Source organism: Sinorhizobium prairiense (assembly GCF_029201645.2).
Lineage (GTDB): Bacteria > Pseudomonadota > Alphaproteobacteria > Rhizobiales > Rhizobiaceae > Sinorhizobium > Sinorhizobium meliloti_A.
This window is the reverse complement of record NZ_CP104130.1, coordinates 397504-418473: the sequence shown is the minus strand read 5'-3', so window position 1 is coordinate 418473 and position 20970 is coordinate 397504. Positions and strand designations below refer to the sequence as shown.

14 protein-coding genes and 6 pseudogenes are annotated in these 20970 nt (G+C 60.5%); 11 read left to right on the top strand and 9 right to left on the bottom strand.

The genetic code is table 11. The features are described from left to right. Nucleotides 1-266: 266 nt before the first annotated feature. From ltrA to N0Q91_RS02020, 4 genes and pseudogenes are all read left to right on the top strand, one after another. Nucleotides 267-1440 (top strand): annotated as a pseudogene (gene ltrA / locus N0Q91_RS02035) (group II intron reverse transcriptase/maturase); the annotation flags it as partial. Between the two features lie 30 nt (nucleotides 1441-1470). Next, nucleotides 1471-2209, top strand: a pseudogene (istB, locus tag N0Q91_RS02030) (IS21-like element helper ATPase IstB). A 1009-nt stretch (nucleotides 2210-3218) separates the two neighbouring features. Then, nucleotides 3219-3641, top strand: a complete 423-nt coding sequence (locus tag N0Q91_RS02025; protein ID WP_275596135.1) for a DDE-type integrase/transposase/recombinase — start codon at nucleotides 3219-3221, stop codon at nucleotides 3639-3641. After that, entirely contained in the window at nucleotides 3638-3883 is a 246-nt protein-coding gene (locus tag N0Q91_RS02020; protein ID WP_275599784.1) for an IS3 family transposase, read from the top strand. Before N0Q91_RS02025 ends, N0Q91_RS02020 begins: the two co-directional genes overlap by 4 nt. Here the strand turns inward: N0Q91_RS02020 and N0Q91_RS02015 are convergent. Continuing rightward, nucleotides 3790-4086 carry a hypothetical protein gene (locus tag N0Q91_RS02015; protein ID WP_275596134.1) on the bottom strand — a complete coding sequence of 99 codons (297 nt, stop codon included), beginning with the start codon at nucleotides 4084-4086 and terminating at the stop codon, nucleotides 3790-3792. The genes N0Q91_RS02020 and N0Q91_RS02015 overlap by 94 nt on opposite strands. Nucleotides 4087-4092: 6 nt before the next feature. Continuing rightward, the gene (locus N0Q91_RS02010; protein WP_275596133.1) at nucleotides 4093-5172 is read right to left on the bottom strand and encodes a glycosyltransferase; all 1080 of its coding nucleotides are present in this window, start codon (nucleotides 5170-5172) and stop codon (nucleotides 4093-4095) included. Between the two features lie 976 nt (nucleotides 5173-6148). Here N0Q91_RS02010 and N0Q91_RS02005 point away from each other — a divergent pair. Next, nucleotides 6149-6382, top strand: coding sequence for a type II toxin-antitoxin system Phd/YefM family antitoxin (locus N0Q91_RS02005; RefSeq protein ID WP_275596132.1), 234 nt, complete (start codon nucleotides 6149-6151; stop codon nucleotides 6380-6382). Next, nucleotides 6379-6459: pseudogene (locus N0Q91_RS02000) on the top strand (type II toxin-antitoxin system VapC family toxin); the annotation flags it as partial. The gene N0Q91_RS02005 and the pseudogene N0Q91_RS02000, both read left to right, overlap by 4 nt. A gap of 414 nt (nucleotides 6460-6873) precedes the next feature. On the opposite strand, the gene N0Q91_RS01995 reads toward N0Q91_RS02000, so the two are convergent. After that, the gene (locus N0Q91_RS01995; protein ID WP_275596394.1) at nucleotides 6874-7878 is read right to left on the bottom strand and encodes a LysR family transcriptional regulator; all 1005 of its coding nucleotides are present in this window, start codon (nucleotides 7876-7878) and stop codon (nucleotides 6874-6876) included. Nucleotides 7879-8658: 780 nt separating this feature from the next. On the opposite strand from N0Q91_RS01995, the pseudogene N0Q91_RS01990 reads away from it, so the two are divergent. From N0Q91_RS01990 to N0Q91_RS01980, 3 genes and pseudogenes are all read left to right on the top strand, one after another. Beyond that, a pseudogene (locus N0Q91_RS01990) lies at nucleotides 8659-9625 on the top strand (phytanoyl-CoA dioxygenase family protein). Between the two features lie 247 nt (nucleotides 9626-9872). Continuing rightward, nucleotides 9873-10301: a helix-turn-helix domain-containing protein gene (locus tag N0Q91_RS01985; RefSeq protein ID WP_275596131.1), complete on the top strand. Its 429-nt coding sequence runs from the start codon at nucleotides 9873-9875 to the stop codon at nucleotides 10299-10301. A 494-nt stretch (nucleotides 10302-10795) separates the two neighbouring features. Further along, complete coding sequence (locus N0Q91_RS01980) at nucleotides 10796-11461, top strand: helix-turn-helix domain-containing protein (RefSeq protein WP_275596130.1); 666 nt, start codon at nucleotides 10796-10798, stop codon at nucleotides 11459-11461. 43 nt (nucleotides 11462-11504) lie between these two features. Here the strand turns inward: N0Q91_RS01980 and N0Q91_RS01975 are convergent, their stop codons facing one another. Further along, a complete protein-coding gene (locus N0Q91_RS01975; RefSeq protein WP_275596129.1) occupies nucleotides 11505-11708 on the bottom strand; it encodes a hypothetical protein in 204 nt (67 codons plus the stop codon). Nucleotides 11709-12599: 891 nt separating this feature from the next. Here N0Q91_RS01975 and N0Q91_RS01970 point away from each other — a divergent pair. Next, nucleotides 12600-13625 (top strand): leucine-rich repeat domain-containing protein, encoded by a 1026-nt coding sequence (locus N0Q91_RS01970; protein WP_275596128.1) that lies wholly within the window; start codon nucleotides 12600-12602, stop codon nucleotides 13623-13625. A gap of 369 nt (nucleotides 13626-13994) precedes the next feature. After that, nucleotides 13995-15098: pseudogene (locus N0Q91_RS01965) on the top strand (IS110 family RNA-guided transposase). Between the two features lie 420 nt (nucleotides 15099-15518). Here the strand turns inward: N0Q91_RS01965 and N0Q91_RS01960 are convergent. The 5 genes and pseudogenes from N0Q91_RS01960 to ccoG all read right to left on the bottom strand — a co-directional run bounded on the left by N0Q91_RS01960 (nucleotide 15519) and on the right by ccoG (nucleotide 20887). Next, nucleotides 15519-16208, bottom strand: a complete 690-nt coding sequence (locus N0Q91_RS01960) for a Crp/Fnr family transcriptional regulator (RefSeq protein WP_275596127.1) — start codon at nucleotides 16206-16208, stop codon at nucleotides 15519-15521. Nucleotides 16209-16370: 162 nt separating this feature from the next. Further along, nucleotides 16371-16532: a cbb3-type cytochrome oxidase assembly protein CcoS gene (ccoS, locus tag N0Q91_RS01955; RefSeq protein ID WP_085026067.1), complete on the bottom strand. Its 162-nt coding sequence runs from the start codon at nucleotides 16530-16532 to the stop codon at nucleotides 16371-16373. Continuing rightward, nucleotides 16529-18817, bottom strand: coding sequence for a cation-translocating P-type ATPase (locus N0Q91_RS01950; protein WP_275596126.1), 2289 nt, complete (start codon nucleotides 18815-18817; stop codon nucleotides 16529-16531). The genes ccoS and N0Q91_RS01950 overlap by 4 nt, the downstream gene beginning before the upstream one ends. Next, nucleotides 18814-19320 (bottom strand): FixH family protein, encoded by a 507-nt coding sequence (locus N0Q91_RS01945; protein ID WP_275596125.1) that lies wholly within the window; start codon nucleotides 19318-19320, stop codon nucleotides 18814-18816. The genes N0Q91_RS01950 and N0Q91_RS01945 overlap by 4 nt, the downstream gene beginning before the upstream one ends. Next, a pseudogene (gene ccoG / locus N0Q91_RS01940) lies at nucleotides 19317-20887 on the bottom strand (cytochrome c oxidase accessory protein CcoG). The gene N0Q91_RS01945 and the pseudogene ccoG overlap by 4 nt, the downstream one beginning before the upstream one ends. Nucleotides 20888-20970 lie beyond the last annotated feature (83 nt).

The window sequence follows — 20970 nt, the reverse complement described above, 5'->3', positions numbered from 1 at the left end:
CGAAGCTGCGTGCCGATGGACAAGAACCGGATATGAGGCGTTGCCGACCAGGGCGAGCGGGCCAGAAACCGCGAAGCTCTTGTGACCAAGGGGCGGCGGCGTAGATCCGGCGGTGGTGCAGTGAAGGAGTGCGTTCTTACCTGGGGAGATCTCGCCTTGCGCCTGAACGGGCGACGGTGTCGAGCCGGAGCGAGAAGTCAGCAGAGGTCGTAGTAGCCGTATCCGCGGCGAAGGACCGAACGAAGAGGAGTGCTTGAGGCATAGCGATGCAGGAAGCCAGGCATCAGATGCCCGCGAGAGCGGGGCGGTCCGGGAGGAGACGGGGTGAAGCCCTGTCTGAACCGGACAGCGATGAAGCGACCTGCCCGCGCTGTGACGCGCAGAGCACAGGGCCGGGGCTGCTGGAAGCGGCCTTGGCGCGCGAGAACCTGCAAAGAGCCTGGAAACGGGTGAAGGCCAACAAGGGTGCGGCTGGTGCGGACGGTCTGTCCATCGAGGCGACCGCGACTCATCTGTGCACGGCGTGGCCTGACATCCGCGAACGGGTTCTGGCGGGAACGTACCGGCCGATGCCGGTGCGACGGGTGACGATCCCGAAACCGGATGGCGGCGAGCGCGAGCTCGGCATCCCGACGGTGACGGATCGCTTGATCCAGCAGGCGCTGCTGCAAGTGCTGCAGCCGCTCCTTGATCCCGCTTTCAGCGAGCACAGCCACGGCTTCCGTCCGGGCCGCAGTGCGCATGGGGCCGTGCTTGCGGCGCAATCCCTTGTGCAATCGGGCCGGCGAATTGTCGTGGACGTCGACCTGGAGAAGTTCTTCGACCGGGTCAACCACGACATCCTGATCGACCGCCTCAGCAAACGGATATCGGACAAGCGGGTTATCCGCCTGATCCGGGCCTATCTGAACAGCGGCATCATGGACCATGGCGTGGTCCAGGAGCGGGTGATGGGCACGCCGCAAGGCGGGCCGCTGTCGCCGCTTCTGGCCAATGTGCTGCTCGATGAGGTGGATAAGGAACTGGAACGCCGGGGCCATTGCTTCGTGCGCTATGCGGACGACTGCAACGTTTACGTTGGCAGCCGCAAGGCGGGCGAACGGGGTGGCCCCGGGCGGCGTGATCAAGCGCAAGGTGGCCGACAAACCGCTCCAGGCGTTCAAACGCCGCATCCGGCAACTGACCCGCCGATCCGGTGGGCGCAGCATGCAGGAGGTGGCCGAACGCCTGCCCGTCTATGTTCTGGGATGGAAAGCCTACTTCCGTCTGGCGCAAACTCCGCGGGTCCTCAGCGGCCTGGCGGAATGGATGCGGCATCGGCTGCGGGTGATCCAGCTTAAACACTGGAAACGCGGCAAAACCATCTACAAGGCACTGTTGGCCATGGGCGCCAAGCCCGATGTGGCACGGCAGGTCGCGGCAAACAGCCGCCGATGGTGGCCCCGGCTACTTTCATTGAGGACCAAGACAATGCTGACCAATCCCAGCATCGACATGCTGCGCGAGCTCGGCCTCTCCGGCATGGCAAGCGCCTTTCACGAGCTCGAGGCCCAACCGGAAGTGAGAAGCCTCGAGCATGGCGAATGGCTCGCTCTTCTTCTGGAGCGTGAGGCGACGACGCGCCGCCAGAAGCGCTTCGAGGCGAGAGCCCGTGCCGCCAGGTTGCGCCATGACGCTCAGGTCGAGAACATCGACTTCCGCGCCGCTCGCGGCCTTGACCGCAATCTCTTCCTGAAGCTCGCCGGCTGCGACTGGATCAGGCAACATCACAGTCTCCTGCTGATCGGGCCTGCCGGCGTCGGCAAGAGCTGGCTGGCCTGTGCGCTCGGACACAAGGCATGTCGCGAGGACTTCTCCGTTGCCTATCATCGCCTGCCCAGGCTGTTCGCCACCCTTGCGCTCGCGCGCGGCGACGGCCGCTATCCCAAGGTCCTCAAGGCGCTCGCCAGACCTGCTCATCCTCGACGACAGGGGGCCCGAGAAGCTCAACGACGAACAGCGCCGCGATCTCCTCGAGATCAGCGAGGACCGCTATGAGAAGCGTTCCACCATTGTCACCAGCCAGGTGCCCGTCGATCACTGGTACGACATGATCGGCAATCCGACACTCGCCGACGCCATCCTCGACCGCCTCGTCCACAGTGCCTATCGCATTGAGCTCAGCGGCGAGAGCCTGCGAAAGCAGCGTCGGTCTCCATCCGAGGCTTGACCGCACGACAATCAGGAGCCATCAGAACAACGACCCAGGGGAGCATCGACTGGCCGGCTTCAAATCGGAATGCTGGCCGGAATGAAATCGGAACGGGTGGCCGGCTTCGTTTCGGAATCAGCGGCCGGCTTCAGCGGAATACGCAGACCAGACCCCTTCGGAAGATATGAAGACAGCTCCTGGCTCGAGGTGAGTTATCCCCCTCGCAGCGAACGCAGTATAGATAATCGTAAGATCAACACAGAGAGTGTTGCATGACTGTTGTTTCTCGCGGTGTCCCACGCGTGTCTTCATCATCCGTAGCGTGGATCGGCCCCATCCAAACAATCGATTTTGCGGTTCGTGCGGGATGTTGCATAAGGGTATATGCCCAGGGATACGTAAACCTAGACATCGGGTCCCCCAGAACCGGTGTTTCGACGCCTCCCAGACGTATCCCTGGGCACTTGCTTTCAGGTAAAATCGCCGGGAAGGCGGGCTCTATCAGGCGCAGTTTTCGAGCGCCCTCGTAGGCAATGCGCTGGTTTGAAAGCAACCCGTCGCTCACCCAGCGAGTCGAGTAATGGCTGTCAAGTCGGCACCAAGAAGTGAGGTGGATTGTGGTCTGGTTGATGATGGGGCGGTGGCCAATCTAACGCGGAGGCGCGGTCGAGCCTTCTTCACTTTTTGGCCAAAGCATTCGCCTTCTCCCGGGAGGTGGGTGTAGGGCGACAATCTGGATGAGATTACGTCTCACCATGTTTATCGCGCTGCAGGTGGGCGTCTCCTCGATGATCTCGCTTGTTCGTGCCTTGGTTTAAATGAGCTGAGCTCGTACGCATTGGGCCGATGGAGCACCGCAGCGCGGCCGCGTCCCTTCGGTTTCGGCCGCAGTCAGGTCCGGGCTGTTGCAGGTCAAAGGCCGGCCGACGACACCGCGATCGTCGAAGCGATGTTCGCGATCTGCGACGAGTTCGAGTTCTACGGCTAGCGCCGCGTCGGTGCGGCCCTGCGGCAGCAGGGTATTGTCGTGAACCACAAGAAGATTCGCCGCCTCATGCGCGAACACGATCTGCATCCGAAGATCAGGCGACGGTTCATCGCCCCGACCGACAGCGATCACGACGGCCCGATCTTCCCGAACCTGGCGAAGGACATCATCCCGAGCGGTCCCAACCAGCTTTGGGTCAGCGACATCACCTATGTCGCCTTGCCGACGCGGTTCATCTACGTCGCCATCATCCTCAATGCCTGGTCGAGGTTGATCGTCGGTTACGCCATCGGTCGGTCGATCGACGCACGGCTGACGGTGGCCGCCTTGAAGGCGGCCATTGACAGAAGAAAGCCGCCGCCGGGCGTGGTCCACCATTCCGACCGCGGCTCACAGTATGCTGCCGAGCTCTACCGCGAGACACTGGCCGCGACGACAACGCCAAGGCCGAGAGCTTCATGAAAACGCTGAAGGTCGAGGCGGTCCAGCCGATGGCATTCGAAACCTTCGAGGACACCACCGAACACCTTCCCCACTTCATCGAGGAGGTCTACAACAAGCGCCGGCTCCGTTCAGCGCTCGGCTACTTGAGCCCCAAACAGTTCGAGGATCAACACATCCGGCAGACTGGCAAATCAGCAGCCCGATCCTTGTCCACCCCAAGGGGCGCAGTCCAATGGGGGTCAAAGTTCAGTGCCGATTGACACGCCGCGGCGCCCCACCAGTCGCGCGTTCGCGCAAGAAGGGTTGCCAGCGGCTCCTGATGCCGATCCGGAAAGTCATTGTCCGTGATCCCGTTGCACACGACATCGACCTCGAAACCACGGCGCAGCAGGCCGGGCATCTGGCCGATGACGAAGGTTTCAGAGAGCTGCGGAAACTGGCCGACGACAAAACCAATGCGCATGCCGTCTCAGGATGCCTTGAGCGCTGCGGGGCGGCTCTGTGCGGCGCGCTCCAGAACCTCGAGGAAGGCCGCGAACTGCCGCGCGGGCTGCATGAGCGGACGCTCGGCGAATTTCGACGCGGCCGCCGACAGCCGCTGATATTCGGCGTCGTCGCTCCAGAGCTTCCGGATCGCGCCGGTCCATTCTTCGAGCGGCGCATCGTAGTCGAGGATGATGCCGCCCTCGCCGATTGCTTCCGGCAATCCGCCGCGGCTCGAGCCGACAACGGGAATTCCGCTGCAATGCGCCTCTGAGGCGACTCGCCCCCAGGCCTCCTCCCATTTGCTCGGCGCAAGCAGGATCTTCGTCCGCCCGTAGATCGCCTTCATGTCGCTGGTGCGGTTTTCCAGTCGGACGTTCTTCAACGGCGCGATGATCTTCTCGATCTCCGCTCGGTGGTCGTCGGCGAGCTTCCAGCTTTCCAAGAACAGGAAAGGAATGTCCGGGCACCGCTCGGCGATCTGGACCGCGAGTTCGAAACCCTTTTCCTTGTAGGGATTAATGAAGGTCACATATTCCCGAGTCGACTGGGTTCTGTCGGGATTGATCGTCGGCGGGATGACGACCGAATCCATGCCGAATTTCCGCTTGTAGGCGCCGGCTGTGAATTCCGAATTGGCGATGTAGAGAGCGGAGGTCAGTTCCCTGAGGTCCCCGGCGAGCTCGTGAAACTCGACGTTTCTGAGATAGACGACCCGCGGCACGTTGTGCACCTGGAGGGCCTTTCCGATCGGCACGGATTTGTGGCACTGCACAACGGCGACATCGGGCTGGAGTTTCTGTACGGCGAAAGCAGCCGCTTCCCAGGGATGCCAGGCGCGCACGACGGGGTATCCGGGAAAGTTGTCGAGGACGCCGGGGCCCCCGGACAATTTCAGCTTTACGCGCGCCTTGAATCCGAAGAAGCCATCGCCGAAAAGGGAGGCCAGAACGCCTGCTTCGTGGCCGCGGTCGCGCAGTTGCTGGACGAGGTGGTGGGTGCTCGATTGAACGCCGCCGCTGAATTCCGGATAGTATCCATTCCCGCCGGCAAACAGAACCTTCATACCGCTGTTCTCCTTCATAGAGACGTTTTCGAGGTAGGCCCCATCTTACGAAACGCGCGGTGGAGTCTTCTTGCGGAGTTGTGCGAAGGATACGTTGCTGTTCAGACTGGGCTTCGCGCATCGTAGGAGCTCGCAGCGGCACTCCTGCCGGACGGACGGGCAGTCGTTCGCTGGCCACCTATGGCCACTACTTCGAACTGACCAGACGAGAGTCTCAGCGGCATCAGCCTGTTCTGCGTAGCTTTAGGCTTCATCAAAGGCAACGACGCCCCGCGCCTGGCGTTATGCCTCCGCCCAGCGTGGCGTTGAATTCCCGCGACTTCCGGCCGGACTCTGGTAGTGGTAGGATTATCCTGGTGAGCTGACACCACGAGACGCGCCCGGTGATCAAACTCCACCATCGGGCCGAGGACCATGCTATTGGATTGAAAAAATGTCACTTCTACGAAGTGGCAGGGCCCGTTTGGCCCTCGCCCTGCCTCGCCATCGAGAACTCCTTTACCACGCTAAGAGCCGCGAGTTGGACGACCTATTCGAAGCTTATGCTGTAGCGGCGGAGGCGCTGGAAAAGCATCGGAGGGATTTTCTGACCGTGAGGAGCTGATAGGCGAATACTTGGATTTATGCCTCGATATCCAAGCCAACGTTTTAACCGTCTTGGAAAAGCTGAAGACTTCGGGGGAATAGGCCTGCGTGATTTCCAGGTCCGCACGGCGGTCCTTTCCGCCGCCGATCGTTCAGCCGCCTTATGGAAGCCGAACGCGGCGAGAAGCTATTCTCAAGCAGTGGCTGATGGTATGACCGGTAAGCGTCCTGCCATTCCGGTGCTGAGAACCGATGCCAAACAGCAAAGACAGCGGCGAGAACGAAGAAGAAGCTATGCGCAGCTGGCGACACTTCTGCCCGGCATGAAAGTTAGGCTGAATTCAAGATGGAAAAGCACTATCTTTGGCCAAGTTAGCTAATCGGCGTTTCCATGCAGGTTACATTTCACAGCGCCAAGACGAACTTGTCCAAACTTATCGAGGCGGCGAAGGTTGGCGAAGAAGTTGTCATCGCCAAGGGCAAAACCCCTGTTGCCGGGATTGTGGCCATCCCGCAAAACAAGTTCACTATCGGGCTACTTAAAGACAAGATTACAGGAGACGGGCCGGATTTCTTCGAGCCAATGGGTGAGGATGAGTTGGCGCTTTGGGAAGGCGAAGCGTGACGACTGTCCTTCTCGACACCCATGCGTGGGCATGGTCGCTGACCGGCGATGCGCGCCTATCGGCCAAGGCAACCGCTTGAAAGTTCGCTGGGCGCCGACCGCCGCGGGAGTGTTCATAACGCTTTACATGAAGGTGGTAGTGGCGGACCACCCACACGTCTATGTTGCGCCTGGACTGGATTTTTCCAACACCATGTTACCGCAGGGGATCAACGCTAGAACCAAGCGCCACCATATCGCGATTGATTGAAGAAGTCAGTCTTAACCACATCGTGCTGCGCCAAACCAGTCGGGAGCGGCAAACTGCGCCAACACAACATGCGCGGCGGGAGCGTAGTGAATGAAAGCGCCATTTGAGAGTTCGTTTGTGCGATCTGAAGAGGGCACGCGCTCGGAACTCCGAGCGCTCCTGTCGGGTCCTCGGCCGCCGAATCAACTGAACGCGCTTGGGCCTTCCGTTGCCTGAACCAGCACGGATGGCATGCCGCTTTTTAGAGCCCTGCCCCTGATGAAGTCCGCAGATCCGAGGTGAGCAGGTCAATACTCGTGCTGGTCCGGCCGACGAGGGGCTCGGCCGTGGCAAGCGGCGAATCCATGCGCGACGCCTCCTCTACTAACATCTCGCGAAGCCAAAGACTGGCCGGATCACTATCGTGAAGCGCAGGCCATTGAGCGGCCTCCGTAATTGTGGGAACTCGCAGCGGAAGCTCGACAATCTGCAGCGGTATTGTTTTTGCGAAATGCTGCGCTAGCCGTAACGGCATGGTTCCTATCCGATCGGTGCCCAACAGCATGGGCGGAATCATATTGAAACCCTGTACGAAGACATCGATACGTTTCTTCAGACCGTGCTCGAGCAAGTACCATTCCTCGAGGCCTGGCCTTCGGCTATTGCCGAACCTGACCACAACATGCCCCATTGACATGTATCTCTCCAATGTAAGGGGCTCCGACAGCTGCTTGTTCGAGCGACAGCCCACACAAACGTGTACATCGTCGAACAGTCTTGCTCGAGGAGTAGTGCTCGACATCAACGTTTCCGGCAGAATTATCAGATCGACGTCGCCGCGCCGGAGAAGGTCCTCATTGTCGTCCGCGGGAGGCCGACAATCGAAGCTGACGCTGGGCGCTTCCCGCGCCGCACGCTCCACGATCTTTTCGAAAAACACGAGTGTGACGTAATCGGAAACCATGATTTTGAAGCGGCGATTTGAGTGGTCCGGTTTGAACGGTTCCCACGAAACAATGGAGTGCTGGATCTGCAGCAGAGCCTCGCGCACCGCCGAGGCGAGCCCTTCCGCGCGCGGCGTCGGGATGAATTCGCGCCCAGCCATGGTAAACAGCTCATCACGAAAATAGGTGCGCAACCGGGCAACGGCCGCGCTCATCGCCGACTGGCTGAGATTGATGCGCCGCGCCGCCGCCGTGAGATTGCGCTCGGTCATCAAAGCGTCGAGTGCAACGAGGAGATTCAGATCCAGGCCCTTGAATCGCATGCGTTCATCTATCCATATCGCGGATGGTTTCCACCCCAAACTAAAACCTCCCTTAATTAGTAATTCAAATTGTCCGAAATCAAGGCGGCCGCAGGCGCATTTACGCACGCGGCGGCCGACGCGATCAGATGACAGTTTGGCGTCCAGCGTTGCTGCGAGCCCGACAAGCGGTTCATCGCACATGGGCACACAGCAGGTTATGTCCTTGGACCAACTCCTACCGCCCGGCCTTGATCCGGGCTCAACGGAGGACCGGAGCAATCTGGGTATTGAGCCGCACGGCATCGCAGCCCGGAAAGTGCTTGCTGCCCGACGCCAGTAGAGATCGTATGCAAGAAGCTCTTCAACTAGATGCGGCGTGTCGGTTACCGACGCGCAAAGTCGCCGCGCGCTTGAACCTCACATGCTGAAGAGACACCTTCCGACTATCAATAGCCTGGATGTGTCCAATCCAAACATTCGATTTTTCCCAATCGCACGGAATGTTGCATTACAACAACCACGCCGCGAGCGCAGGTGGGTCGAACATTTCCGATGTCTCCTTGGCCATATGCCGCTTTCGGGTACGATCCGCCCCGAGTTGCACAAAGGCGAAAACGATGTTGAGACGCTCAAGCCCTACAGCTGGGATCTCTGCGATGACGAACGCGCGATCTTCGCAGTCACTTCGCCGATATCGAGTGCTTGATCGAGCGGCTCGCCCGGATTTTGGGCTCTGCTGTGCGTCATTTGCGACGGAATGGCGGGCATTGGAATGTATAACGTACGAAAGGCAATAGAATGATTAGTTCCGCTCACTCTGATCCGAAGGACCTCGAAGCAATCGCCCGCAGCGGCGGGACTATCCGCCGGATGGCTGCCCGAGTTCCTACGTATCTTACGGCATGTGCGGGAGAACCCGGCTTGGCTGCCGATGTTCCTACTGGCGCGTTTGATGCCATTCCGCAAGGCGCATTGGCTAACCGCAAGACGCGTGGTGCAGGACAAGAGTGTTGCGCCATCCATTTTTGGCGACCTCCGAGCAGAAGCGATCGCGGCGGAACTGAGAAGAACAGGTATCTTTACGGGCCTGACTCTGCCAAGCCCGATTCAAGAGGAAATTGCGCGCTTTGGGCACGAGACACCCTGCTTCGGCAATTTCGAGCGCCGGCTCGAGTTCCTGGCCGGCGATCATGCCGAAGCCGAGCGCCGTTTCGGCCGGACTATTTTGAGCGGCCATCATTATGAGCGGGTTCTGCAATGCGGCGCCGCATTAGCCGTGCAGCAAGACCCCCTGCTTCTCAACGTTGCAAGGCACTATCTCGGCGGCGAAGCGAGGCTGATCACCACAAGGACGTGGTGGAGCTTCCCGGCACGAAATGCCTCAGATGCGGATCTCAGCCGTGCTTCCTTCAAGTTCCACTTCGACCTCGATGACTGGCGAATGCTGAAGTTTTTCTTCTATCTGTCGGACGTGGATGCCACTTCCGGTCCTCATGTCTACGTGCGCGGCAGCCACAATCGCAGGCGGTTGAAGCATCAACTGACGCTCCTCGTCGGCCATGCCGCCGAGGAAGTCCTGGCCTTCTACGGCGAGGAAAATGCCATCACTTTGACCGGCAAGGCGGGCTCAGGCTTCGTCGAAGATCCATTCGGCTTCCATATGGGCACGTTGTCAAAGGACAAGCCGCGTCTAATGATGGAGGTCGGATTTGGCGTCTCGAAACCGTCGAAGCGACGATACCATGGTGAGCCAGTCATTCGGTAGTTAATGTCGTGGCGGTAGGGACATGCTGATTATGCAATCCAAGTTTTGGGGTTTCAAGAATGAAACTTTTCCTATACAGGGCCTGGCTTCTCGGCAACAGCCACTCCTATGGTCCAACGGACAGTAAATAGAAAGAACCCATCTAAAGAGAAGTGCCGGCGCCAACATCGGCATCAAGGCGGAAGCAACAGCAGAGCGCGATAGGTCGGGGGAGATACCCATCGCGCAGTAAATCACGGAGAAATGCATGCTTAGCCCGAACCCTGAACAGAAAAAAGCGAAGCCCCAGCCTGTAGACATTCATGTCGGCCGTCGAATTCGCATGGGTCGAGTTTGGAAGGGAATGTCACAGATCAGTCTTGCCGAGCAGATCGGGGTGACGTTTCAGCAGGTCCAGAAATACGAAAAGGGCATCAATCGAGTCGGAGCGAGTCGCCTACAACAGATCGCCGAGGCGCTGGAAGTAGCGGTATCCTACTTCTTCGAAGATGTGCCTGGCGGCGGCACGAACGGCGTCGGCAGCGGCGCCGTAAAATCACTTCAACCTGGAATAATCGACTTCGCGTCAAGCAAAGAGGGACTTGCACTGATAAGGGCCTTCTCCCGTATCGGCGATGCGAACGTTAGAAGTCGGGCCATTAGCCTCTTAAAGGCTATCGCAGACGGGATCGATTGAGATCAGGCTATATGAGAGGCCAAGTACCGAACATGGTCCCCATTATTTCTGATGCCTGCGGATTATGAGATCGTGTTCGCCTCTCCCAAGGCGGCGAAGCCGTCGGTTACGGACTGAATGCCGGTCAATGTGGTCAGCGATACGGCTTCTTTCCTGTGGCGGCTCCAGGCTATGACACACGGTGCCGGCGGGGCTATGGGCGGCGGCGGCAACCTATTCGGGGGAATATTTCCAGAAGGCCGGCTTTGCCTTCGCGGATGTCCGCATGGCCCCTTATCGCGGCGGCGATCGGTGACAGGGCCGCGGTCGAGCAGCGGGCGCAGGCGTTGACGGCCTGATCGAGGCAGGGGCGCTGGCCGCCGGGCCAATCGTGCCGGCGATCTGCCGCGCCGCCTTGGGCCTTCGCAGAGGAGGACTACGCAGGCTGCGCCCGTATCCTGGAGCCGGTTGCTGCCGAGGTCGTGCGCATCGGCGGCAGCGGCGCGTAGCGCGAGTTGATCGAGGATATGCTCCTCCTCGCCCTCATGCGGAGCGGCGAAGCCGTGAAGGCTCGTACGCCGCCTGCATCGCCGCGCGATACGCGCTGGCGCGGCCGGCTCGCAGCGGATGAAGCCGGTGCAAACCTGCCGAAAGTCCCCACGGCCTTCTTGATGTCACCATTGCTGCAGGCGTTGATTATCGAGGCAACGGAACTCGAGGGAACGGAGGATAAGGATGGCTATTCGGGTCGCGTAACAGGGCTGATCCTCGATCAGCTTGTGCGGGTCCAACCGTTGCCATCGGCTTTGCCGTGGCCACGTAACGCGCCGCTGACCGTGCTCTGTGAGGCACTCTACCTGGACCCGACAGATGACCGAAGCCCGCAGGAGTGGGGGTTGGCGCTGAACATCTCCCCTCGCACATTGGCGCGCCGCTTCAAGACGGAGCTGGGCATGAGCCTGCGATCATGGAGACGACGCCTGCGGCTATTCCGTTCAATAGAGCCCCTTGGGGGTGGTCTGGGCGTGACACAGGTCGCCATAGAGCTTGGTTACGGCTCGACATCGGCTTTCGTGTATGCGTTTCGCACCGAAATGGGCAGCAGTCCCCAAGTCTATATGCGCCGCCATGTCATAGACAGCGCAAGTCCTACAATGGGCTTGGGCCCTCGGAAGGCATAGGGCTGAACGGCCGCAAGGCACCTCCATCTGTGATCATGCCGGTTCATATCAAAGGCACGGATTTGCGGCAAGTTGCCGTCGAACCGCCTGCCTGAACCGTCGTCATTTGGCCGGGGAGGCCCTGCGCCAGCGCCGAGACGCCGATGTGGCGGGTGAGCGCATTGACGGCAACGCAGAGCGGCCTCGCTTCGTTGGTATCGACCGGCTTTGTCGAAAGCTGGATCACGCCGCGCCGAATGCCTTCCAACCGCGTGACGCCGGCGAGGCAGGCGCCGATTTCGTTGGAGACCCTGATGATGTCGCCCGAGAAACGTACTCTACCGCAACCTCGTGACGCACCGTCGCCACCACGGAGCTTTCAGGCGACACTGAGCGCGCCGATCCCCCGTGCCGGACGGTGAGCGAATCGGAACCACGTCTTGACGTGCTGGCGTAGCATTGCCAAAAAAAACAATACCCCTGCATCAGTGCAAGGGCGCACGCCTCGCATCTTTTCGATCGTCGAACTCGTCAGTGCGTCCGACACTAGAACGAGCGGCGGGGCTCCGGCCGCGATACTGGTGTTTCCACCGTCGCTCACAACAGCTTGTCCCCATGTTCATGCGCTGAGCTCGCCGAGGCGGAATTTCCTTGGCTACCGTGCCTCGGCCGTACATTGATGGCGTATTTCCGCCAATGCAGGTCACCTCGGACGCGTCATACCATCCGGTGACAGGGCCGACGAGGCGCGGCTTGATCTATTCCTCGTTTCGCTTGACAGGGCCCCATTTTGCACGCCGACAGGTCTTCTCCAAGCGCTGGCAACGCATGCATCTGATATCCAGAGCGCCGATAGGTTCCATCCAAACAATGAATTTTGCTAATCCGAGGGAATGTTGCATGTCACACGATACTGGAGGTGACAACAGCGGTTTGGCGGTGACTAGCGAATGCGGTAAAGCACTGAGACTCCGAGGCCAGTGCGTGTTTTCTTCATACAGAATGAGCTCGAGGCCGAGGATTCTGGCTCCGCTTCGCCGCTGATCTAGCTGGAACCGATCCGCTGCTTTGGCCGCCGTTTTGAGCGAAACCGTGGATGAGAAGGGATCGTCGGTCACCAGCTTCCGGCACTTCCGTGGTCAGTACTGGAGAGACTCCAATGATGAAAACGCCATGCGATGGCAATACTTCCAAAGCAGACGCCCGGCAATATGCGGCCAATCAAGGTGATCTCACCACAGCCGCCATCGAGAACTTGAGGGGGACGCGACCGTCGTTCTCGGACCTTGCCGCCTATCCAAATCTCGGCCCAGTCCTGCCGGCAACATCGCTGGACCAGATGCTGGAAGCCTGGGCTTCCGAAGAGGGTCAAGGGGAAAATGAGGGCCGGCAAGAGGCGGTGAGGCGAATTAGCGCTTGGGTGAATGCCGGCGATCTCAGTGCAGCGCTGAATTTATCATGCCTGGACCTGAGTACCCTTCCCGCCGAGTTTCCGGCCGGGCTCCAGGTGCTCAACGTCGGCTGCAATCAGCTGACCAATCTGCCGGGCGAGCTCCCGGTCGAGCTTCAGACGCTTAACGCCAGGTACAACCGATTGACCGGCCTGCCCGACAGGCTTCCGGCCGGGCTCCAGATCCTCGAGGTCAGCTACAATCGGCTCATCAGTCTGCCCGATGTCCTCTCGGCAAGGCTTCGGTGGCTCGGCGCCGGTGGAAACCAGTTGACCAGCCTTCCAGACAATCTCCCGATCGGTCTCCAGACGATCAACGCCGACGGCAATCAACTGACTTACGTTCCCGCCAACCTCCCGTCCGGGCTCCAGACGCTCAACGTCGACGACAATCGGCTGATCAGCCTTCCCGACAACCTCCCGGCCGGCCTTCAGAGGCTCAGCGCCAGCGGCAATCAACTGACCAATCTTCCCCAAAAGCTCCCGGCCGGACTGCGGACCCTCCGCGCCGCCGGCAATCGGCTGACCGATCTGCCCAACGACCTGCCGGTCGGGCTCCGGAGCCTCAACGCCAGGTGCAACCTGTTGATCAGCCTTCCCGACAAATTGCTGGCGCAGCCAAGCTCTGAGTGCCTAGTTTTCCTGGAATCTAACCCACTTCCCAATTGGGTGCGAGCGAACGTGGTGGCAGCCGTGTGTGCAGCAGATTATCGAGGCCCGCTAGTCTTTCTCTAGATGGACGGGAAACGGAGGAAGACCAAGGGCGGGTGTTGCAAGGCAGCGGCGAACTGCGAAACGCACCTCCCGGAAAGTGGGCGGAAGAGCCGCTCGCGTGGGAATATTGTGCGCCTAGTCGATCAGCTGGGGGCCGTGCCTGATAGACGACGAGTTCAGGCACCGGGTGGCCGAGGATCTGACAGGCGATTGCCTGCCTCTGTCGTCGTGCCGCTGCCATGTAGAACCGGGACCATAGTGCCTCCTTCCATTCACAAGAAAACAATGCACCATCAAAAGCCGGGAGCAAACACCCGTCTCACAATATGCAGGTATCGAGGGTTGCGAGAGCGATCCTCTCGTAGAGCCTCATGCCATAGGAGACGGGCCATGGACGAGACTATCACAAACGTCGGATTGGATGTTCACAAAGAAACGATTTCGGTGGCGCTTGCCGATGGCGGTAAGCGCGGTGACGTGCGCGCGTTTGGCCAGATCGTAAACACACCAACGGCCTTGGCCCGCATGCTGGCGAAGCTTTCGCAGTCGGACCGGACCCTGAAGTTTTGCTACGAAGCAGGACCTTGCGGCTACGGCATTCAGCGGCAGCTGTCTGCCGCTGGCCATGACTGCGTGGTCGTGGCCCCGTCTTTGATCCCTCGAAAGGCAGGCGATCGCATCAAGACGGACCGTCGCGATGCCAATAATCTGGCAAGGCTTCATCGCGCTGGGGAGCTGAGCGCCGTGTGGATCCCCGATCGCGCCCATGAGGCGATGCGTGATCTGGTGCGGGCACGCCTTGCTGCCGTACGCAGCCTGCGACAAGCGCGCCAACAACTCAGTGGATTTTTATTGCGCCACGGCTGCCATTATGGCCGTCCAGCCTGGACGCAGATGCACCGCTGTTGGCTGGCTGGTCTTCGCTTCGAGCAACCAATCCACCTCATTGTGCTCGAAGATCATCTCGCCACGATCGAGGCTGCGACGGACCGGCGCGACCGGCTGACGAAGCGAACTGAGATGATGTTGAGCGAGTGGTCGTTGGCACCCGTCGTCCACGCGCTGCAGTCGCTCCGCGGCATGGCTTTGGTGACCGCTGCGACGATGATTTCCGAATTGGGTGATATCAGTCGCTTTACCAATCCGCGTCACTCATGGCCTATCTGGGGCTCGTACCATCAGAGCATTCGAGCAGAGCAACTCGACGCCAAGGCGGCATTACGAAAGCGGGAAATGGAACGGCCCGGCGCATGTTGATCGAGGCGGCCTGGAGCTACCGGTTTCCCGCAAGGGTGAGCCGCGACCAGTTAATCCGCCAGGAGCAACTTCCAAAAATGGTTCGCGACACGGCATGGAAGGCGCAGGAGCGGCTCTGCGGCCGCTATCGCAAGCTGACGAAGGCCGGAAAGCCGACCACGACCGTAACCCACGGCGATAGCGCGCGAATTATCGGGCTTCGTCTGGGCAATTGCATGCCAGGTCTCAACGCGTTGAACATCGCCAAATCTTAGGTAAGCAAAGAGGAAGAGTAACGAACCCACCAGAAAAGCCATGTGCACCTGTGCAAGGCTGGGGGCACGGTCACGGCAGGAGAACCCTCGCTTCCACTATCAGCCGGATATATCCGACGCTGGCTTCTAGACCGAGGACGCTCCGCGACGCATCAGGTCCGGCGGTAACCAACCCGCGCATCAGAGCATGATCAACCGTCGTTCATTGACCGTGCCTCCTGCCTTCCCCAGGACGTACTCATACGAAACACGACGTCCGAGAAATCGGGCGGGAGAATTTCTATTCCTGCTGCTTGAAAAGGCGAACACGAGAGTGGAAAGGACCGAGGATATCTTTAGATCCGCGTCTGATGTGCTAATCGGCTGACTCAAGCGGCCATCGCTTGCTCCTCATGCTCGTATGTCAGCCGCCACGTTGAAACTGTTCGAGCGCGTGCCGGTCGCGGATTTCAATTGTCTTGCCATTTACGGTGACGCCAGCTTGGCGCAGGGTCGAAAATGCGCGCGATAGGCCTTCCGGAGCGAGGCCAAGTTTGCCTGCGAGCACATACTTTTGAAACGGCAGGCGAAAGGAAAAGTTAGTCGAACCCGCCGGGCACTGACTGAGGATGTAATTTGCTACCCGTTCAATGCCAGTAAGCAAGCGATCTTGCGCAAGAATGTCTTCCGTCATCTTAGCGCGGTGATAGAGGAGATTGATAAACGCTTGCGCCACATCGGGATCGGAGACAAGGTGGCGAAGCTTGCGGCTGTCCAGCCTCGCGACGATAGATGCTTGGGCGGCCTGCGCACTGGCAGTTGCCCTGTGCCCAAGGAACATGGCGCTTTCGGCGAACATTTCCCCCATCGGCAGGATGGCCAGATCGGCCTCCCGGCCATCCTTGCCCACCCTGTAAAGGCGGATCAAACCCGAAAGAACCCAAAAAACCTCATCGACGTTCTCATCCTGGTGGAACAGAAGATCGCGCTCCTTATGAGTAGAGACGGTCACGTCCTCCAAGATAGCCTCGCCCGTCGAACGCGGCAGCCCGGCAAAGAACCGAGACCCCAAGAGCATGGTCCTGTCATTCAAGGTCAATCGTAACGTTCTCATTATACGAGCTTCAAATCCTGCAGTGTGGTCGTTGACCCTTCGAGAGTTAATGGGCTCTGCCAAACAGCTGCAAACAGCATGGCATCGCTCCGAACTACGCCAGTGTGACGGGCCCGATCTCAAGTCATTGCTTGCTCCAACTGTTCAGCAAAGCCACTGTCGTCATCGAAGAATTCCTGGTTTGCCATCGCCTTCGTCGAGCACGCGCCAAGATGCACCGTCGAGATCGTCGTACTGCCCGCTTTTCAGCGCCCACAGAAACGCGGCGAGACCGAAACCTTCTAAGGTAAGCGCAATTGGAATGAGATAGACGAGGGTGTTCATGCGACGGCTCCCCTTGTCTGTAGATGGGACGACCGCGCTTCGGAGCCGCTGATACCAGCCAAGGCGTTGCCCTTCAGTCTCAAAGCGTTGGCGACGACGATCAGAGACGACGTGGACATGGCGATTGCGGCGACGAAGGGGGTCGCGTAGCCGAGGATGGCCACCGGCACCGCGATAACATTGTAGCCTATCGCCAGTGCGAAGTTCTGACGGATCAGCCGCCCGGCGCGGTGCGACGTCTCGATGGCAAAGGGAACCGCAGACAATTCCGGATGCATGAAGACGAAGTCCGCCGCCTGCCGGCCAACGTCGGGCGCAGTCGCGGGCGCCATCGACACATGCGCCGCACGCAGGGCCGGCGCGTCGTTTATTCCGTCCCCAACCATCAGCACCCTGTGCTGGTCTGCGGCGACGCCGGTGCACGCCTCGACCTTTCCTCGGGGTGAAAGCTCGCTGCGCCAATAAGCGATGCCGAGCTTGCCAGCAAGAGCTGCCACCACGGGTTCGCGGTCGCCGGAGAGAATGCCGATGGAAAGACCGAAATCGCGGAGGCTTTCGATCGCCTCGGCCGCGTTCGGGCGCAGCCAGTCTTCGAAACGGAAGCAGGCGAGTTCCCGGCCATCGAGCGACAGGATTGTCTCCGATTGTCCACTCTGGATGTTAGCCTTGGCGACCGAAAAGTCGCGGCTGCCGAGCCGATACACGCCTTTGTCGGTTTTCGCCTCGAGTCCGGCACCGGGTGTTTCGCGGATGTCTCCGGAAAGAGGCGCCACCGCGCCCGCGGCGTCGTAGAGCGCCGTTGCGAGCGGATGGCGTGAATGTGCGGCGAGTGCGGCCGCCGTTGCCAGCACCCCCGGTGCGACCTCATGCGCATTGACGAGTCGCGGCCTGCCGATCGTCAGTGTGCCGGTTTTGTCCAAGAGTACGGTGTCGATCTCTGTGAGCCGCTCCATGGCGGAGCCGTCCTTGACCATGACCCCACCCTGGAAGAGGCGGCCAGCGGCAACGACTTGGACCACCGGGACCGCAAGCCCGAGGGCGCAGGGGCATGTGATGATCAGCACCGCCACTGCGGACAGCATGGCGTGGCGGACATCGCCCACGGCGATCATCCAGCCGATAAAGGTCAGCAGCGCCAGGAGGTGGACAGCCGGCGAGTAGTACCGGGCGGCGCGATCGGCGATCAGGCGATAGCGCGCCCTCCCGCCTTCGGCCGCTTCCATGAGCGCGATGATTTCCGCGACAAAGGAGTCGCGCGCTGAAGCGGTTGCCTCAAGCGTCAGCGGTCCGGTCAGATTGAGCGTTCCCGCCTGCACGACATCGCTTTCGGCAACCGCGACTGGCGCACTCTCGCCGGTGACGACCGACAGGTCGATGTCGCTCGCGCCGGCGAGAACGCGCGAGTCGACTGGAATGCGGTCACCCGGCGCGATCACGAGGCATTCGCCTGGTTTGATCGTGTCGACGGCGCGATATTCGCGCGAGCCGTCGCAGTTGATGATCGTGGCACCGCGAGGCGAAAGGCGGGCAAGACCGGTGATCGCGGAGCGGGCGCGGCCTCGCATCATGTGATCGAGGGTGCGGCCGATCAACAGGAAGAAAAGCAGGCTCACGGAGGCGTCGAACCAGGCATGCTCCCCGTGACCGATCGTCTCGTAGAGCGACATGCCATAGGAAAGAGTGACCGCAAGCGCGATCGGGACGTCCATGTTGGTGCGGCCATGGCGGAGCGCGTTCCAGGCGGACTGATAGAAAAAGCGCCCGGCATAGATGAGCGCCGGTGCGGCGATCATCGCCGAGATCCAGTGGAAGAGATCGCGAGTGGCGGCATCCGCGCCGGACCAGACGGAAACGGAAAGCAGCATGATGTTGGCGGCGGCAAAGCCGGATACTGCGACGGCGCGGATCAACTGCTTCAAAGTTTTATCGGCCTCCTCCTCCTCGCTCGTTGCGAAGAGATGCAGGTCGTAACCGCAATTGCGAATGGCTCCGGCGAATTCGCTCGGATCGGTCCGTTTGCCGCCAACTTCCTCCCTCCAGACGATCGTAATCCGTCGCGAGGAGAGGCTGACGCGCGCCCGCGCGACCTCAGCCCTGCCGTTCAGCGCCGTCTCGATCGTTGTGATGCAGGAACCGCAATGAACTCCGGGGACGCTGAGTTCGTTCTGGCGCAACCCATCGCCAAGCGCTCGACTTACGAGCCAAAGCTCCTCGGCAGTCGGCAGTGCACAAACTATTCGCTCGACGTTCGGCACTGTTTCCGCGCCCGCAACACAGCAATTCATTCCCTCTCTCCCGCCACGACGAACCGGACGGCCTGGCGATAAACTGTCGCCTCGCCTGCAATGACCTTGAGATCGGCAATCCATTGACCCGGCTTGACCCCGCGGCTCGCGATGAATACGCCGTCTGCCTCGCGAGCAAGCTCGATCTCCAGGTCCTCATGCTCTTCGACGGGCCGCCTGAGCACGGCGAGAACCCGGCCTGCTGCCGAGAGCGGCTTGCCGTTCCTGACCAGGATGTAGCGGACTTCGCCGGCCGTCGCGCTGAACCTGCCTTCGATCCCGCTTGCGGCGAAATGCCGGGCCTCGGCCACCTTGCCGTTGAACTGCTGGCTGGCAACATAGGCGTTCGGAACGACAAGGCCGCTCCAACTCCGGCTGGCGTTCCACGCCATCATCCCGTTGATGGAGATGATTGTTCCGAAGAACAGGGACATCACGGCTACCATGTGCCAGCCGGTGAACCCGCGCAACGGGCTACGCTGTTTCGTGATCATGCCGCTCATTTTGCTACTCCCGGAACGTTGAAATTGGCCTGATAGACGTCGCGCTCGTGACTGGGCGGATCCTCGGCTACTAGAGCGAAGCCCTGTTCCGCCTCGGCAGCTTTGCCCTTTGGCAGAGTGACGAAGAGCTTGAGCGACGTGACCTTGTCCGGCTCGACAGTGATCGCAAAACTACGGCCGGCTCCTGCAGCGCGTCCTGCGACACGCATCGTCGCAGCGGGCATGCCGTCCATCGTCAGCCGGACGGTGCGCTGCTCGGGAATCATGTTGAGCAGCTTCACCATGTAGCCGTTGCGCACCGAACCGTCCGATTCCACGACGAACTGCGGATTGCGGTCGTGCAGCACGTTGAGCTCCAGTCGGTCGCGGGTGAGCAGACCGTATAGAAGGCCGAGCCCGACAAGCGCCCAGACGCCGAAATAGATAAGAACACGAGGCCGGAAGATGATGTGCCAGTCGAGATGCCGCACCTTGTCGACGAAGGCGCCCCCGACGTCGCGCACGCGTCTCGGATCGACCGGCGCGGTGCCGCCGCCGGTCGCCAGCGCCATATTTGCGGCATAGTCGCTATGCGTCGCATAGGAGATCAGTCTGCGCTCGCGGCCGAGCTTGTCCATCACCGCGTCGCAGGCGTCGATGCAGAGCGCGCAGGTGATGCATTCGAGCTGCTGTCCATCGCGGATGTCGATGCCCATGGGACAGACGGCGACGCAGGCGTTGCAGTCGACGCAATCGCCAACGAGCTCGCCCGCCGCTGCCGCCTTCTTGGCGTGCCGCGAGCGCGGCTCGCCCCGCCAGTCATTGTAGGTCACGACGAGCGAATCCTCGTCGAGCATCGCGGCCTGGATGCGCGGCCAGGGGCACATGTAGGTGCAGACCTGTTCGCGCATCAGCCCGCCGAAGACGTAGGTCGTTGCCGTCAGAACGGCGATCGTGGAATAGGCGACCGGTGGCGCATTGAGAGTGACCAAGCTTTTCAGAAGCGATGGCGCATCGGCGAAATAGAAGATCCAAGCTCCCCCGTCGCAGCCCCGATCGCAAGCCAGATCGCATGTTTGGTCACACGCTTGCGGATCTTGTCGAACGTCCAGGGGTCGGCGTCGAGGCGCATGCGGGCGTTGCGGTCGCCTTCGATGAAGCGTTCAATCACGAGAAAGAGATCGACCCAGACGGTCTGTGGACAGGCATAGCCACACCAGGCTCGCCCGACCGCCGAGGTCACCAGGAAAAGGCCGAGACCCGCCATGACGAGAAGCCCCGCGACGAAGAAGAACTCCTGCGGCCAGATCTCGATGAAAAAGAAATAGAAGCGTCGCGCCGCAAGATCGACGAGCACCGCCTGATCAGGCGCATGCGCGCCGCGGTCCCAGCGAATCCATGGTGTCAGATAGTAGATGCCGAGTGTCAGCAGCATGGCTAACCACTTAAACCGGCGGAAGCGCCCCTCCGCCCGCTTCGGAAAAATCTTCCGTCGCTTCTGATAAAGTGGCCTTCGCACGCGCGCGGCATTGACCGGTTCGGCATCGAGCCGTTCGACGAAGGCCTTTATCATGGGCGGTTGGAGCATCTGGGGCAAGTCCCGGCAATTTCGCCTGCAAGCCGACCTTTACCCGTTGCACAAGCTGCAAACCTTGATCTGAGTCAAGTTCG